Source organism: Streptomyces sp. NBC_00016 (assembly GCF_045040885.1).
Taxonomy (GTDB): domain Bacteria; phylum Actinomycetota; class Actinomycetes; order Streptomycetales; family Streptomycetaceae; genus Streptomyces; species Streptomyces coriariae.
Genome location: NZ_CP108304.1, coordinates 1,071,421 through 1,085,652, shown reverse-complemented (window position 1 = coordinate 1,085,652; position 14,232 = coordinate 1,071,421). Strand labels below are relative to the sequence as shown.

Genomic DNA, 14,232 nt, shown 5'->3' with positions numbered 1-14,232 from the left:
TCACTCGTCGAAGAGGGCAACGAGTCCATTCACCCAGATCGCGAGGAACACAAGGGCCGCCACCAGGCAGCCGACGCCCGCCAGCACACCGCCGACCGTCCACGGCATGTAGGGCGCCTCATACTGCCCTTGCAGGTCGTCCCGGTAGGAGGCGAGGTCGTCCCAGTCGACGGGGTGCCCCAACTCCTCGGCGCAGGCGGTCCGCACCGCGACCAGCTGCCCCTCTGCGAAAGCGGTGGCGGCCTCCGCCTCGGCGCCCTGCCAGGCGAGCGCTTTCATCCGCCACCCGGGAGACCCATACCGCGCCTCAAAGGCAGCGGTCTCGTCGGCGTGCCTGTCCTCTTCGAGGTACATCCAGCGTCCGGCTTCCGCTGCGTCGCCGTAGAGCCGGTACACCTCGGCCAGACGACGGCGGAGCGTCAGATCGTGCGGGAAGGACGAGATGAGACCGCGCAGGCGCTGGCGCGCGACGGGAACCCGGCCGGCGGCCAGGTCTGCATCGACTCGGGCAAGGGTCTCTCTCAGGGGCATGAACGCATGATCGGGTACCGCACTCACCTACGTCGACCTGGTTTCGTCGCTCAGTACTCGCTCGCTCTTAACGGCATCGGCTGAACCTTACTGAGACGAGACACCGCCAGTTGCGGGACGCCTCTTAAAGCGTGTTGCACAAGGCCATGATCAGGGCATTTCCCTTGTATGCGAGGGGTGTTGAGGCCTGAGCCGTTGTGGGTGGAGACGTTCACTGGCCTGCGGATGCGGCAGTTCGAAGGCTTGTTGCGGGTGGTGCGGGAGCGGGGCGGCAACGGTCCTGGGTGTGCCGGGTCATCCAGCGGCTGCGTCACCTCCTCGCCCTCCAACCTGCTTCCCGGCCCGCCGAGACCGCGGACCGGTTGTGGATCGTGGACGGCACCTTGATTCCGGTCCGCGACCGGCAGGTCGGTGCTTCGAGCCGCAACTACCGGTTCTCGGCACATGTGCAGGTCGTCATCGATGCCGACACCCGGCTGGCCGTGGCCACCGCCCGGCCAGCCCCAGGCAGCCGAGCTGACGCCCAGGTCTGGCGGATCTCCGGTCTCGCCCAGCGCTGCGACGGCGTCACGGTGTTGGGCGACGGCGCCTACATCAACACCGGACTCGTCGTCCCGCACCGAAAACGGCCCGGTCGCCCACTCCTCGCGGGTGAGGAGGAAGACAACGCAGAGCATCGTCGGGTTCGCGCCCGAGTCGGGCATGCCTTCGCCCGAATGAAGAACTACAAGATCCTGCGTGACTGCCGCCAGCGCGGCGACGGCCTTCACCATGCGGTCCAGGCCGTCGCCCACGTGCACAACCTCGCCCTGGCTGCGTGATCAGAACAGCGGAAACCTGCGCCTGACCTGCCCGAACACAGCCTTCTGCAACACACTTTAGGCTGAGGGTATCGGGGGAAGGCGGGCTGGTCAGTCGGCGCATGATGGCGGCCGGGCAGACCTGCTGGCGGCGCCTGGACCGCTGGCAGCAGGCAGGCGTCTTCGACAGGTTGCACCGCGTCCTCCTCGCGAGCTGAACGCGGCCGGCGAATTCGACTGGACCAGCGCGTGCGTGGACGGCTCCCACGTCCGCGCCAAAAAAAGGGGAGACGCGACCGGTCCTTCGCCCGTCGACCGGCGGAAGTCTCCCGCAAGGGCGCCCCGAACATCAAGGGCCTGGGCAAACTCCGCTACGTCGTCGAGCAGGCCTTCGCCCTCCTCCACCAGTACAAACGCCTCGCCATCCGATGGGAACGACGCCTCGAACTCCACGACGCGTTCGTCTCCCTGGCATGCAGCCTCATCTGCCGGCGACGCCTCAAGAAAGCCCACCCATGACCCTTTTACGAGCTCCAAGAGTCCGAAGACCGAGGCGGCTCAGGTCAGCTTCTTCCCCCCGGTGGGGCGATCTCGTCGCCCGGGTCGGCTCAGCCGCCATGAGGGCTGTGCCGAGTCCCTTCCTGCCGAGTCGCCGGCTGCCCCAAGGCTTCTGCAGATCCTCTGGCGATGGAGCCGTTCCCGCCTATCGCGGCCCCGACGGTTCGGCCGGCCGGTTCGGCAGAGCCTTCGCATTCTTGGCGGCGGCTGCCGCGACGATTGCCAGGTCTTCGCCCGAGAAGCCGGCGCGGCTCAGCACCGCCAGGGATTTGTTCGTCGCCAGCGTGCACAACGCCATCTCTGCCGCCTCCTGCTCACCGGCCCCCGCCGCCAGCAACGCCTGCTCCAGCCTCGCCCGCAAACCGTCGATCATGGCGCGGACCATCGCCCGGCCCTCCGCGTCGAGGGCCGGGAACTGCGTTGCCGACACCGTGAGCAGGCAGCCATCCGGAACCGTCGGGTCGGCGATGCGGTTCAGGGCGACCTCCAGGTAGGCGGCCACAACGGCGCTCGGGCTCGGGTGAGGGCCGGACAGTGCCTGCTCGTACAGCGGGTGGTAGGTCTGCGCGTACCGTTGGAGGCTCTTGCGGAAGAGGGCGCTCTTGTCGCCGAAGGTGCCGTAGAGCGAGCCCCGGCCCAGGCCCGTGCCCTCGGTCAGGCGATCGATCGAGGCCTCCGAATAACCCCAGCGCCAGAAGACGTGCATCGCACGTCGTAGTGCCTCGTCCACGTCGAATTGCTTGCGGCCTGCCATGGTCCGTCAGCCTACACATCTTGTACCGATCGTTCAAAGATGGGTATGGTCGCCAGCATGACAAGCTTGCGTTCGCTGCGACTGCCTGACGGATTCCTCGACTTATTCACCAGCCGGCTCGTGGAGGTAAACGGGCTGCGGCTGCACGCGGTCACCGGTGGGGACGGCCCGGCGCTGCTGCTGATCGGCGGGTGGCCCCAGACCTGGTACGCCTGGCGGGAGGTGATGCCCGCGCTCGCCCGTGAGCACACCGTCGTCGCCGTCGACTCGCGCGGGGCCGGGCTCTCCGACAAGCCCGACGACGGGTACGACGCCGGCACGCTGGCCGCCGATCTGGTCGCGTTGATGGCCGCGCTCGGGCACGACCGGTTCGACGTGGTCGGCCACGACATCGGTACGTGGACCGGATACGCCCTCGCCGCCGATCACCCCGAGCGGGTGGGCCGCCTCGCCATCGCCGAAGCGGTGATCCCCGGTCTCACGCCGTCGCCGCCGTTCTTCGGCCCGGCCGCGGCCAACCTGAGGCTCTGGCAGTTCGGCTTCAACCGGCTCACCGACCTCAACGAGGAACTGGTCCGGGGACGGGAACGGCTCTTCTTCGGCTGGCAGTTCGCCACCAAGGCCGCCACACCGACCGCGATCCCCGCGTACGCCGTCGACGTCTACGTCGACGCGATCACCGCGGATCCTCGCGCGCTGCGGGCGAGCTTCGCGTACTACCGGGCGCTGGACGAGACGATCGCGCAGAACGAGCAGCGCGGCAAGACCCGGCTGACGCTGCCGGTGCTCGCCGTCGGCGGCGCGCTGTGGAGCGGCGCGAGTGCCGCCCAGACGATGCGGCTGGCGGCCGACGACGTCACAGGGGTCGTCCTCGACGACTGCGGCCACTACCCGGCCGAGGAGCAGCCGACGCGGTTCGTCGAGATCCTGAAGGACTTCCTCGCGGCCAACCGGTAGCAGGCACGCCACACGGCTGAACTTCGCGAACGACGGGCGGAGCTTCACAAACTCCGCTACGTCGTCGAGCAGGCCTTCGCCCTCCACCACCAGTTCAAACGCCTCGCCATCCGACGGGAACGACGCCTCGAACTCCACGACGCCTTCATCTCCCTGGCATGCAGCCTCATTTGCCGGCGGCGCCTCAAGAAGGCCCACCCATGATCCTGTTACGAGCTCTACGTGATCGATTTGATAGGGGGAGCCAGAGTCAGTTGAGCCTGTTGAAGAGGTCGATACGCCTGGCAGCAGCCGTGGAGCAGGGCCGCAAGAACAAGCAGCTTGGGAAGCTCAGAGCGTATACGGCTTGCTCCGTCTCTGACCTGCGATGGAGGGGCGCAGAAGCTTGGTGGACGGTCGACTGGCTTCCCGCTGTTCCCCGCTCGATCTGGTGCGCTTGTGGTGCGCCTTCGTTGTCAGTGCGGGTGGCTATGGTGCGTCTGCCATCAAGGGCAACGCTCTGGGAGGGGCTTTGGGAGCCAAGACAGGACTGCTGGTGTACGCCGACGGCGACGTACCGGAGCTGCTGCGACGAGTGGGAGCGGCGGACCGTGATCGGACTGCCACCATGATGCGGCGGCTCTACCCGGGCAGGGGAGTCGAGGAGTGCGAGGGCTCAGTCCTCTCGGACGGCGTGTACCCCCCGGAGGGGACGGTGTATGCGGCCTGCTGGCCGGGTGTGGAGGTCATCGGTGATCGGGGGATGATGATCGACCTTCCCTCACAGCTCCCAGAGCACCTCGTGGCGGCAAGCGTCGGCCGACGGCTCGTCCTGCACAACATGCACAGCGTCGTCGACTGGCTTGCGTTCGCCGTGTGGGAAGACGGCCGGCTCGTCCGCTCCCTCAGCCTGTCCCCGGACGACGGCGTCATGGAGAACATCGGCGAACCGTTCCCGTTCGAACTGCCCTACTGGGCCGGAGACCGCGCAGCCGACGTCATCCCCTGGCCGGACGAGGACGAAGAGCCCTATCCGCTGCCCTTCCACCCCTTGGAACTGGGAGAAGACGCACTGCGAGCTCTCTGCGGCTTCGTCCAGGAGGGCCGCCCCGAGGCGGACGACGTCGACGCGGACCACATCCGACTCCACGGCTTCTGGCTACGGGATCCACACGGCTCTGATCGCACGAAGCAGGAAGCCGAACTGCAAAGCGCTGGGGAAGCCATGGGACCGCCGCGCTTCTACACCTTTGGGCCTGACGGCTTGCTAGTCGAGAGCGACGGCGTTTAGCTCACGATCTCTTCGTCCCGAAGCAACTTGGGCGGGGGCGCTGCCTTGGGGTTATGGGGCTCTCACCTGCGCGGCTCGTCCGTTGGCGTCCGTGCTTGTTCGTCGCTGTTCGTCGGCGTTGTCACGCAGTTAGACACTCATTGCTGCGGCAGGTCAGCTGCGTGCTCTGCGACTTGGCCAGGGCCGTCCATCGGGAGATTGGTCCGCAGGCCGGCCCGCTCGAACGAAGTCACCATATTCGTCCTGGACCATGCTCTGGTTGACCCAACTCCCGCGCACTGCGCCCGTGGCCTCCTCGGCAGCCGCCAGTGCGGTAGATGGCTCCTCGGCCGTGGCAACGAGTCGGCCGAACTCCTCTTCGTCCTGGTCGGCGTCGAATGGTGGAAACTCCACCAGGTCGGAGAACCCCTCATGACCGACGTCCTCAACGGTATGGACGTAGACCTCATATGACGCCTTCGTTGGGCGGACCTCGACGTAGCTGACCCCGAGCCGATCCGGAGCACCGACCGGACCGAGGAACTGTTCCACCGGTCGGCCTCGCTTGAGAGCCCCCACAACGAAAGCCTCTGTCAGGTAGCGCATCCTGCAAACCCTACCCAGCACGTCCGGCCTGCGGTGCCGACCAAGCACACTCAGCTTGGAAAGCTCATGCCCCCTGGCCTCGGCCTTCCTGGCGACCTGTGACGAGCGCTGGTGTTCTGATGGACCGCCGCCTGATACTCCGCTGTTCCTCGTGGTTCCCCAACTGAATCTGGCACGACCGCTTCGTCCCGAACTCTCGGCTGGGGGGGCTATTGAAGTCTGGTGGGCTGGTCAGTCGGTCATCGACGGTTGTTGGCGGTCGGCTGAGGTCAGGGTGGTTGCTGTACTTCACTGCTGTACCGCAACGGCCATCAAGTAGAACTGGTCCACAGGTCGTTCACTGGTCATCGGTGCCCCGGCGTCATACTCTCTGTCGCCATGCCTAGTTAGCTGGGCACTGTGGTTTGAGCGGAGGGGGGATGGCGATGCCGCTGGAGTTCGGACTGTGGAGGGTAGACGACAAGCCAGTGCGAGTTGCTACGCGACCGATGCCCTTGGAGTCTCGGCTCGAGGAACTCATCGAGGCCGATCCCGGCATCCTGGGGCATCCGCTGCTGCTGATCGGCCGGCAGGTGCTCACGCAGCATGGCAAGGTCGTCGACCTGCTGGGCATGGATGCTGAGGGAAGCCTGCACGTTCTGGAGCTCAAGCGGGACCGCACGCCTCGTGAGGTGGTGGCTCAGGTTCTCGACTACGGGTCCTGGGTCCAGGAGCTCACCAACGACCAGATACGCGACATCTACGCGTCTTATGCCCGCAGTAGGGGGCTGGCTGAGGAGTTGGATGAAGCGTTCGCGCTGCGGTTCGGCGGCACTCCGCCGGAAGCCCTCAACTCGACTCATGCTCTGACCATTGTCGCGAGTGAGATCGATGCGGCGACGGAGCGGATCGTCACCTACTTGGCCTCAGGGTTCCAGGTTCCGGTCAACGTGCTCTTCTTTCGCTACTTTGAGGACGAGGGGCGCTCCTACCTGGCACGCACCTGGTTGATCGACGAGGTCGAGGCAGTGGCACCGTCGACTGGGTCGAAGGGACGCGGGAAGCAGGAGCCGTGGAACGGGACGGATTGGTACGTGTCCTTCGGCGATGAGCCCGGCGGCCGGAACTGGGGCGACGCCCTCAACTACGGATTCGTTTCGGCCGGCGGTGGAGAGTGGTTCTCACGGACGATTCGGTCCCTGCCACTTGGAGCGCGGGTGTTCACGCACATCCCCAAGGTGGGCTATGTGGGCGTCGGTACGGTCTCCGGCGAACCGCAACCATTCGAGGACGCGGCCTTCAGTGTTGAGGGTGAGAGACAGCGGCTGGCCGATCTCCCACTGGTGGGCACCTACCGACGCACTGGGGAGGCAGTAGCGGATGGGGAGGATCCTCGTGAGTGGGTCGTCCCAGTTACCTGGGAGCGGGCCGTGTCGCGCGAAGAGGCACTGTGGCGTACAGGCTTCTTCGCCAACCAGAACTCCGCCTGTAAACTCCGTGCCCGCTTCACGATCGAAGAGGTCTCCCGCCACTTCGGCATAGATCAAGGCATCGCTGACGCCTGACAGGAAGTAGCGTCATAGCTCCGACTCCATCAGCCTGCGGTTCAGCCGCACACACGACGGCGGCAGACGTAACTGCGTGTTGGGAGAGTGCCTCTTGCGCACGGCTCCGGAGGCCCCTTGGCACTTGGGCAACGCAGCAGGTCACGGCCCTGTACGTGGCAGATCGGATGGGACGAGTCCACGAATAGGCCACGGCCGGCGGAGCCCCGCGCGTGGTCACCGTGAGCCTCGATTTCGCGAGGGTTACCCCTGCGGCCACCCCGATCGAGGAGAGCGTCATACCGGCCCTCACGACGACCTTCTTCACGCCCGTCTTCGGAGCCTTGCACTTCGGCTTGGGAGTCACAGGACCGTCCGCCGTAGCGGCGTAGCGGAAGCCGGACTTGCTCTTAAACAGCAGGGTCCGAGTTGGTCACACCCTCGGGCAACTCCGGCAGCCCGTAGCCGTAGGTGTAGGCATCACGACGGGCACGCATGCGGAGGTCCCCCCGTTACCCACCGGGGAACCGCTCGTGTTGGTGTTGCCTTCCACGGTGTGGAGATAGGTCGCGTCATGGGCGCAGACGATGCCGGTGTGAGTCCCGCCGTTCGGTCCGAACCGAATCTGAGCGCCGATCGCCGGCACTCACTGAGCCGGCCCTTCTTCCGGAACCAGTCGAGCGCGTAGGCGCAGGACGCGGTACGCGGGAAGAGATCGTTGTTCCCGGACTCAGGGGCGCCCAGGTGGCGAAGAGAGCGCACCACGGGTAATGGCCGGCGCTCACCCACGCCATGCCGGAACCTGCCCGGCGAACTTCTCGGTGTTGTCCCAGTGGCCGTTCGAAAATATTTCCTTGTGGCTGACTTCGGCCTTCGCTGCGTGAATTAGTTCTGCTGTGCCGCTCATGATGCCCTCCTTGGGGGCGCGGAAAGGGCGCTGGCCGAAAGGGGCCAGCCGAGGTAGTTACTCTGACCAGCAGATACGGAAGATCAAATTCCGTTTGTGGTGATGGCCGTCTGCTGTCGATATGGGCTTGCTGTGGCTAACATGGTCGGCATGGGTAGTTTTTGGGGCTCCGGGACCTTCTGGGTGGCCATAACGGCTTCAGTAGTAGGTGCAGCGACGTCGGCTCTTGGTTTTTACGCCGCCATCTTTTTGCGCGGTCGAGCGTTGCGCAATGCGACGGAGCGAATTCACGTAAGCGCCAGAGGGAAAGTGAGTGGCAGCGTCATCGCATCCGCTCAAAGGAATCTCATAAATGTCAGCGGAGCGGATATCGATGCTCACGGTGGCGATATACGTCAAGCCGGAGATGGAAACTCTCAAGCTGAGGGAGGCGAGCGTGACTGAAGCCTCTCCGGCTGTGCAAGAGATTCCGCCCGAGCCTGTTCCGCACAGGCAAATTCAGAGAGCGGCTGAACAGGGGTGGTCAACCAAAGCGTTCGGGGCGGCGGTAGCTACCCTTTTGGCCACGATCGGGCAGAACCTGAGTGCACATCACACTGTCGGAAATGTCATGGTCTGGATGTCTCCGACTGTGGCCATGATGATCCCACCTGCGTGCAATTATGCATTGGAGCGGTGGGGCGAGCGACTGGAGAACAAGTACTACTCTGAGGCTCGCAAGAACCTTGTCACACTCCTCGACAACCCAGAGACCTCTGAGCGCCACAAGAAGGAAATGCGACTGACTCTGGAAAAAGCGGAAACAGCTTGGGCACTGAAGCAGATAGAAAGAGCAGGGCGCCGGAAGAAAGAGTCATGACCGCAAGCTGCGGATACGTTCCGGATTGAGGAAGTTCGATGAGCCGGGTGGCTGCGTGCCACCATGCCGCCATGACCAACGAAATAGAGGATCCCGATGAGGGTCTTCAACCGGGGCAGGTCGATACTTTCGGCCTGGCTCGTGCGTTCCATATGCCTTCCCGCCCTGGGAGTTGCTGGGGATCCTGATGACGAGCGTGAGTACTGAGCCGATTGCCTGCGTAAACTGCGGTGAGTGCGGCCTTTGCTGCCTCGCTCACGCTCGGTCTGGGCGTGCTCAAGTACCTCTTCGCAGCCGAATGACGAGCACTCATCGAGCTAGTCTGCGATCGCCCTGGCGCGCTCTGCCATACAGTCGACAAGGCCGAGCGGCATCCGTGCCCCTCGGCCTTGTCGACTGCGCATACTCGATGACTCACAATAGTCCCATGGAGCCTTCGACACCCGCTTTAGGAGTTCGATCCCACGCCTTCAGCGGTCGGCTGGTGCGGGGCTTGAGCTGACGCTTTTGGCCGCCCGAAGTCGCTGGAGTCCAGTGCCGTTGATGTCAGCCGTGGATGTCAGGCGACCTCGCTTTCGCCTGATTCTCACCCGCACCGCGCCGCCGGGTCTGATGCAAGGGATGCGGGGCTTCCGAATTGGCACCGTCGTTCAGTCGGCGATGTCGACCCCGTATCTGCGTGCGAGGGCGTCGAGGCCGTGGTCGTAGCCCTGGCCGACGGCACGTAGACGCCAGAGCGGACCCCTGCGGTAGATCTCCACGAGCAGCATGGTGCGTTCGGTGGTGGCGGCGTCCAGGGTGGCCCGGGCCAGAGGTGCTCCGCTGCTGCCGAGGGCCGCACCGATCTGGATCGCGCCGACACTCCCGAAGGTGGCGACGCCGTCGATGGCTGCAGCGACGACGATCTTTCGCGTCGCGGGTGGCAGGGATGCCAGGTCGACGGCGATGGTCTGTTCGGCAGGGCCACCGGTCAGCAGGCGCGCCGTCCCGGCGGGGCTCTCCGGGGCTCCGTAGAAGATGAAGTCATCGTCGGAGCTGACCTGTTCGTCCTCGTCGAGGAGGAAGGCGACCACGTCGATCTCGCCGTCGGACCGCGGGGTCCAGCCAGCGGTGACGTACCACTCTGGCGCGGGTCCGCCGTGCGGCGTAGGCAGGTTAATGACGCCGCCCCTCGGCATCACGTGCGGCTCTTGAGGCCGGAGAGCCACCGCGATTTGGTCGGTTGTGGTCGGAGAGGCAAGCCAGTGCAGGTCGTGCACGGGGAGTTCAAGAGCGGTGATGCGCTTCATACGTCGGTCGCCTTCTCCTCCCGGCAGGAGCACGACGTCGGTGACGCTTGCGGACAAGTTGATCGCCGCGGATCCGCCCAGCTCGACGACGCGCGTACGAGCTGCCGCGGCATCGACGTGGACACCACCGAGCACCAATACCCGACGTCTCACCAGGGGCTTGGCCAAGATGCTGGCGGAGAGCTCGGATTGGCGCGGTGCGGGGACTGACACGCAGGGGGAGGCCGGGGGGAGAGCCGCTGCTTCCGGGATGGGTACGGCAGGGGTCGTGGTGGGCACCGGCTCCATGGAGCCGACCTGTTCTGCGTCCGGCTCAGTCGCCGGGGCGATCCTGACGGCAGCCGCCTCATGCGTTGTCCCCGGCCGTACGTCGGCCAGCAGCTGCAGGAAGGCCTGCTCGTCGATGACCGGCACTCCTTCGGCGAGTGCGCGTCGGGCTTTTGCTGAATCGGCTGTCGGTTCGTTGGTGACCAGCACGCTGGTGTGCCGACTGACGGAGGTCATCATGTTCAGCCCGGCGGCAACCGCCCGCCCGACCAGCTCCGCCCGGGCGTGGGCGGTCTCACCGGTGATCGCGACCTTCATCCCCTGCTGGAGAGGCCCGCCGGGAGTCAGACGTCCCGGATTGCGGTAGGCACAGGGAGTCTTCGGCGGCTTCGGCGTGAATTGGGATTCTGCCCTCGGTGGGCAGGTCACCAGTGGCAGGGGCAGATCGAGCCGAGCTGCCTCGCGCAGCGACGCCCGCAGAACCCCGGCAAGTACCCGGGTGTCGTCCAGCGCATCGTGAGCACGCTGTTGGGGGATGTCGTAGTGGGCGGCGAGGGTGCCGAGCTTCATGTCGTTCGTGGGTGGATCCACTTGGCGGCTCAGAGCCAGGGTGCACAGCCTTTGCGACACCGGCAGCCACATCCGCGCACGGGCGAACTCGTAGGCCAGGAAGTCGTAGTCGAACTGGGCATTGTGAGCTACCAGGACCCGGTCCTGGAGCATTGCTCCGATCCGCCCAGCCACTTGGTCGAAGGTCGGTGCACCCTGCAGCCGCTCGATGGTGAGCCCGTGCACATCCACCGGCCCCGGATCGCACCCCGGATTGAGCAGTGTCGAGAACTCCCCGGTCTGCTCACCGTCCGGACCGATCGTGATTACCGCAACGGACAGCACCCGGTCTCGCCGGGCCATGAGTCCCGAGGTCTCCACATCCACCAGGGCCCAGTCGTAGGCGTAATCGCCCATGGAGGGCACGTCCAAGAAGGGGGAGGCGAGACTCATGACGCCAAGGATGATCCGATATGCGCCCCTCCTTCAACCTACATGGCGTTTTTCCCTCGTCCTGAAGGCCGCGACAAGGCGGTCACGTTAGGGCGACGACAGGACCAGCGGGCCTCGCAAGTGCCGCTGGCCTTCAACGCTAATCTCTGAAGCGGGTCTACCTGTTAACCCGCGAGCCCCTCATACCGATCCGGCCTACGTCGGCTTCACCCCGTGCCGACTGGCTTGCTTGCTTCTTCTTGCCCTGGGTCTTGCCGGGGATCTTGGTGAGCTGGGTTTTTGCTGGTCAGGAACGTCGTGCCCCTGCGCCTGGTGGTCGTCATTGGCCACTGTCGAGCGACCTCGGACGGCCCAGGGACGGCCCAGACAGCGGCCCGTTGCCCATCTGAGGGCCTACGAGCTGATGGGCAACTCCCGCGCTCGCTGGCGTGCTTGGGCCCGTAGCTCCTTCAAGCGACTGTGAAACGTGTTGTGGCGGTTCTGGTCGAGATTCAGCGGGAGGTCGAGTTGGGAGATGAGCTGCGACTCCAGGTCCCACGGTTCGCTCTGCTCGATCCAAGACACCCGCGCGTTGTCCGCCATCCACTGGCTGAGCTTTGCTTCGCCGACCTTGCCAAAGGTCATCCGCTTGCCGCTGCCCACGCGGCGCAGATCGAGTCCGAGCAGACATCCGAGGGTGAGCCGCAGCGTCGAGCCGGCTGCGTTGCCCCGGTAGTGGTAGCGCACCCGCTTACGCAGGTTCTGCGTGCTGGTCCGATTCGCCATGTACCGCGGGGCTATCCCGACGTAGAGCAGGCGCCCAGCGTCCAGGTCCGGGTGGGGCGGCTGCTTGAAGTGCCACCCGTAGACCCCTGCCGCCGCCGGGACAGGGCTCGGACGCACCAGGATCTCTTGCGCCGACCACAATCGATCGGGACTGACGAGAGCAGTAGCTTCCACGAAGCCTCCAGACGTTCCACGACTGATCGTCGCAGGTTACTGGTCGACGCCGACTGAACGTCCCTGGCCTGTGTGGCTCGTGACATCAACATGGGAAGCTCAGGGCCTCTGGGACTTGCTCCAGGCCTGACCTGCGGCGGCGGGACACGGACGCGCGGTGGATGGTCGATTGGTTCCCCGCTGTTCCCCGTGGTGCACGACCTGGGACGCGTCTGGCACGAGTCATTCGTCGTCGCACCGCTCCAGGACCAGGCTTACGGAGCCTTCTTCGAGCCCGTTGTTCTCCTCCAAGTGAAGATGGGCACCGTCCGGTGTGCCGTCCTGGGCGAGGGTGAGGAGGTGGCTGGCCAGGGTCTTCAACCCGGCGGCGTTGGCCTCAATGACGATCTCGCCGCCCAAGTTGCGGACCTCGATGCGCGCGCCTTCCTCCCACGTGAAAACTCTGGTGGTTCCATCGGTCACCGCACTTAGGTGAGTGGTCATCGACGGAGCAGCGCTTGGTTCAGGGGCCATACTCCAAGCATCGCGTACCCCGGGCCGGCCGCGGCGGCGAGAACGATACCGCGAGACATGCATGATGACCTCTTCGTCCCGAACTCTCGGCTGAGAGGTCATTGAGGGCTGGTGGGCTGTTCAGCCAGCCCTGGAAGGTTTCTGATGGTCGGCTACGGGTGCGGTGGTTGCTGTACCTCGCTGCTGTACTCAGTACTTACGGCAACCGCTCCGCCTTGTCGACCACGTAGAGGTAGTAGTGCTCGGGGTTCGCATTGGCGGCCCCCACCTGCAGGTGTTCCAGTGGCAGCGGTTCAATGCGCGCCGAGCTATTGAAGGCCTTCACCTGGATCATGCGAGGCAAACTCTGCTTGAGGCGAGCCCGACGCCGTCCCTGCTCCCGTCCGAGCTCCTCGACCAGGGCTTCGGGTGAGCCTCGCCGCGCTCAGCCCGGGTCATCGTCTGCGTCGCCGCGCTCGTCGTTTACGTCGACGCCAACGAAGCGGAACTCAGGACGGCTAGACCGCGGCAGGTTCACCGGCCGCTGCGACGCCGCCCACACCGTTTGGCTCATCAACCGGCCAAGCCAGGCACCCAGCGGTCTGCCCGCCGGCCGCAACTCGGCGAGGCTGAAGGCCTCGTCGACGAGCATCACCCACGCGTCGGAGTCGCGCGAGCGCTCTCCCCACTCTGCCGACGTCACTCAGGCAGCATACGAAGAGGGATCGGGATGGCTCGCCGTGGCCGACCTAACTTCTCTCACTCCAGGGACACCAGCCAATCCGCCAGGCGGCACGCCTGGCCGACCTGTGGCAACATCCTCGCCATGGCAGCTGGGGGAACGAGCATCGCGCCGTACCTGATCACCGCGTCTGCGACGCTCGCAGGCGTCCTGATCACTGCGGCGTTCGCGGAGTACCGAGAGCAACGGCGGTCCCGCGAGGAGCGGCAGCGCGAGCGGGACCGGGTCACCGAGGAACGCTGGAAGTGGCTTCGCCAAGAGCGACGTCAGGTCTACGCGGCGCTGGTGCACCTCGGCTTCCAGATTGCGGCCACCCTCACGGAGGCGGCGTCCAGGCTGCACGACCGAAAAGACCCCAAGGGCGCGCTCGAACTGTGGACCCGCCTCGACGAGCTACAAGACGCGATCCACGCCCAGGTGGCGGACGTTCAGCTAGTAGGGGGCGAGGCCGTCATCATGGCGGCGCACACACTGCGTCGTACCGCGCGGCGGACTGCGGGCCTGCTGAGTCAGAGCGTCGACGCCGCCAAGAAGAGGTCTGACGACGGAACAGCAAGCGACGGCCTGTCACAGCGAATCCGCCTGCTGTACGGCGCTACGAACGACTTGGTGGAGGCGGCCACCGAGGACCTGCGCGTGTCCCTCGAGGCCGGTTCCGAGGGGGAGCGGACACCGGCACGCTGACCAGCAAGATCCATCTGCTGATCGGCGACCGGGCCGCCCGCTGACCTGGTTTTCACTGTCGGGTGGCGGCATT

The 14,232-nt window shown here is 65.6% G+C and carries 14 protein-coding genes and 1 pseudogene; 6 read left to right on the top strand and 9 right to left on the bottom strand.

Going from position 1 to position 14,232, the window contains the following annotated elements:
• Positions 1-531: a DUF6584 family protein gene (locus OG933_RS04870; protein ID WP_405625562.1), complete on the bottom strand. Its 531-nt coding sequence runs from the start codon at positions 529-531 to the stop codon at positions 1-3.
• Between the two features lie 168 nt (positions 532-699).
• On the opposite strand from OG933_RS04870, the pseudogene OG933_RS04865 reads away from it, so the two are divergent.
• Positions 700-1,352 (top strand): annotated as a pseudogene (locus OG933_RS04865) (transposase family protein).
• Positions 1,353-2,034: 682 nt separating this feature from the next.
• Here the strand turns inward: OG933_RS04865 and OG933_RS04860 are convergent.
• Entirely contained in the window at positions 2,035-2,643 is a 609-nt protein-coding gene (locus tag OG933_RS04860; RefSeq protein WP_405625561.1) for a TetR/AcrR family transcriptional regulator, read from the bottom strand.
• A 57-nt stretch (positions 2,644-2,700) separates the two neighbouring features.
• On the opposite strand from OG933_RS04860, the gene OG933_RS04855 reads away from it, so the two are divergent.
• Together OG933_RS04855 and OG933_RS04850 are read left to right on the top strand one after the other, a co-directional pair.
• Positions 2,701-3,600, top strand: coding sequence for an alpha/beta fold hydrolase (locus tag OG933_RS04855; protein WP_405625560.1), 900 nt, complete (start codon positions 2,701-2,703; stop codon positions 3,598-3,600).
• A 511-nt stretch (positions 3,601-4,111) separates the two neighbouring features.
• Positions 4,112-4,870 (top strand): DUF6928 family protein, encoded by a 759-nt coding sequence (locus OG933_RS04850; protein ID WP_405625559.1) that lies wholly within the window; start codon positions 4,112-4,114, stop codon positions 4,868-4,870.
• Positions 4,871-5,023: 153 nt separating this feature from the next.
• On the opposite strand, the gene OG933_RS04845 is transcribed toward OG933_RS04850, so the two are convergent.
• Entirely contained in the window at positions 5,024-5,455 is a 432-nt protein-coding gene (locus OG933_RS04845) for a hypothetical protein (RefSeq protein ID WP_362522118.1), read from the bottom strand.
• 419 nt (positions 5,456-5,874) lie between these two features.
• On the opposite strand from OG933_RS04845, the gene OG933_RS04840 reads away from it, so the two are divergent.
• Positions 5,875-6,999 carry an endonuclease NucS domain-containing protein gene (locus OG933_RS04840; RefSeq protein WP_405625557.1) on the top strand — a complete coding sequence of 375 codons (1,125 nt, stop codon included), beginning with the start codon at positions 5,875-5,877 and terminating at the stop codon, positions 6,997-6,999.
• Positions 7,000-7,759: 760 nt separating this feature from the next.
• On the opposite strand, the gene OG933_RS04835 is transcribed toward OG933_RS04840, so the two are convergent.
• The gene (locus OG933_RS04835; protein ID WP_405625556.1) at positions 7,760-7,885 is read right to left on the bottom strand and encodes a hypothetical protein; all 126 of its coding nucleotides are present in this window, start codon (positions 7,883-7,885) and stop codon (positions 7,760-7,762) included.
• Between the two features lie 352 nt (positions 7,886-8,237).
• On the opposite strand from OG933_RS04835, the gene OG933_RS04830 reads away from it, so the two are divergent.
• A complete protein-coding gene (locus tag OG933_RS04830; RefSeq protein WP_405625554.1) occupies positions 8,238-8,744 on the top strand; it encodes a hypothetical protein in 507 nt (168 codons plus the stop codon).
• Between the two features lie 650 nt (positions 8,745-9,394).
• On the opposite strand, the gene OG933_RS04825 is transcribed toward OG933_RS04830, so the two are convergent.
• The 5 genes from OG933_RS04825 to OG933_RS04805 form a co-directional block, all read right to left on the bottom strand.
• Positions 9,395-11,302 carry a TerD family protein gene (locus OG933_RS04825; RefSeq protein WP_405625553.1) on the bottom strand — a complete coding sequence of 636 codons (1,908 nt, stop codon included), beginning with the start codon at positions 11,300-11,302 and terminating at the stop codon, positions 9,395-9,397.
• Between the two features lie 393 nt (positions 11,303-11,695).
• Positions 11,696-12,067 (bottom strand): GIY-YIG nuclease family protein, encoded by a 372-nt coding sequence (locus OG933_RS04820; protein WP_405625552.1) that lies wholly within the window; start codon positions 12,065-12,067, stop codon positions 11,696-11,698.
• 396 nt (positions 12,068-12,463) lie between these two features.
• On the bottom strand, positions 12,464-12,703 hold the full coding sequence (locus OG933_RS04815) for a hypothetical protein (protein WP_405625550.1): 240 nt from the start codon (positions 12,701-12,703) through the stop codon (positions 12,464-12,466).
• Between the two features lie 247 nt (positions 12,704-12,950).
• Complete coding sequence (locus OG933_RS04810) at positions 12,951-13,088, bottom strand: hypothetical protein (RefSeq protein ID WP_405625549.1); 138 nt, start codon at positions 13,086-13,088, stop codon at positions 12,951-12,953.
• Between the two features lie 90 nt (positions 13,089-13,178).
• Positions 13,179-13,436, bottom strand: coding sequence for a hypothetical protein (locus OG933_RS04805; RefSeq protein WP_405625548.1), 258 nt, complete (start codon positions 13,434-13,436; stop codon positions 13,179-13,181).
• A 123-nt stretch (positions 13,437-13,559) separates the two neighbouring features.
• On the opposite strand from OG933_RS04805, the gene OG933_RS04800 reads away from it, so the two are divergent.
• Entirely contained in the window at positions 13,560-14,159 is a 600-nt protein-coding gene (locus tag OG933_RS04800; RefSeq protein WP_405625546.1) for a hypothetical protein, read from the top strand.
• Positions 14,160-14,232: the final 73 nt, after the last annotated feature.

Coding starts and splice junctions, on each gene's coding strand:
- OG933_RS04870 (WP_405625562.1), bottom strand. CDS start 531: ATGCCCCTGAGAGAGACCCTTGCCCGAGTCGATGCAGACCTGGCCGCC.
- OG933_RS04810 (WP_405625549.1), bottom strand. CDS start 13,088: ATGATCCAGGTGAAGGCCTTCAATAGCTCGGCGCGCATTGAACCGCTG.
- OG933_RS04830 (WP_405625554.1), top strand. CDS start 8,238: ATGTCAGCGGAGCGGATATCGATGCTCACGGTGGCGATATACGTCAAG.
- OG933_RS04800 (WP_405625546.1), top strand. CDS start 13,560: ATGGCAGCTGGGGGAACGAGCATCGCGCCGTACCTGATCACCGCGTCT.
- OG933_RS04855 (WP_405625560.1), top strand. CDS start 2,701: ATGACAAGCTTGCGTTCGCTGCGACTGCCTGACGGATTCCTCGACTTA.
- OG933_RS04845 (WP_362522118.1), bottom strand. CDS start 5,455: ATGCGCTACCTGACAGAGGCTTTCGTTGTGGGGGCTCTCAAGCGAGGC.
- OG933_RS04860 (WP_405625561.1), bottom strand. CDS start 2,643: ATGGCAGGCCGCAAGCAATTCGACGTGGACGAGGCACTACGACGTGCG.
- OG933_RS04840 (WP_405625557.1), top strand. CDS start 5,875: ATGGCGATGCCGCTGGAGTTCGGACTGTGGAGGGTAGACGACAAGCCA.
- OG933_RS04825 (WP_405625553.1), bottom strand. CDS start 11,302: ATGAGTCTCGCCTCCCCCTTCTTGGACGTGCCCTCCATGGGCGATTAC.
- OG933_RS04835 (WP_405625556.1), bottom strand. CDS start 7,885: ATGAGCGGCACAGCAGAACTAATTCACGCAGCGAAGGCCGAAGTCAGC.
- OG933_RS04820 (WP_405625552.1), bottom strand. CDS start 12,067: ATGGCGAATCGGACCAGCACGCAGAACCTGCGTAAGCGGGTGCGCTAC.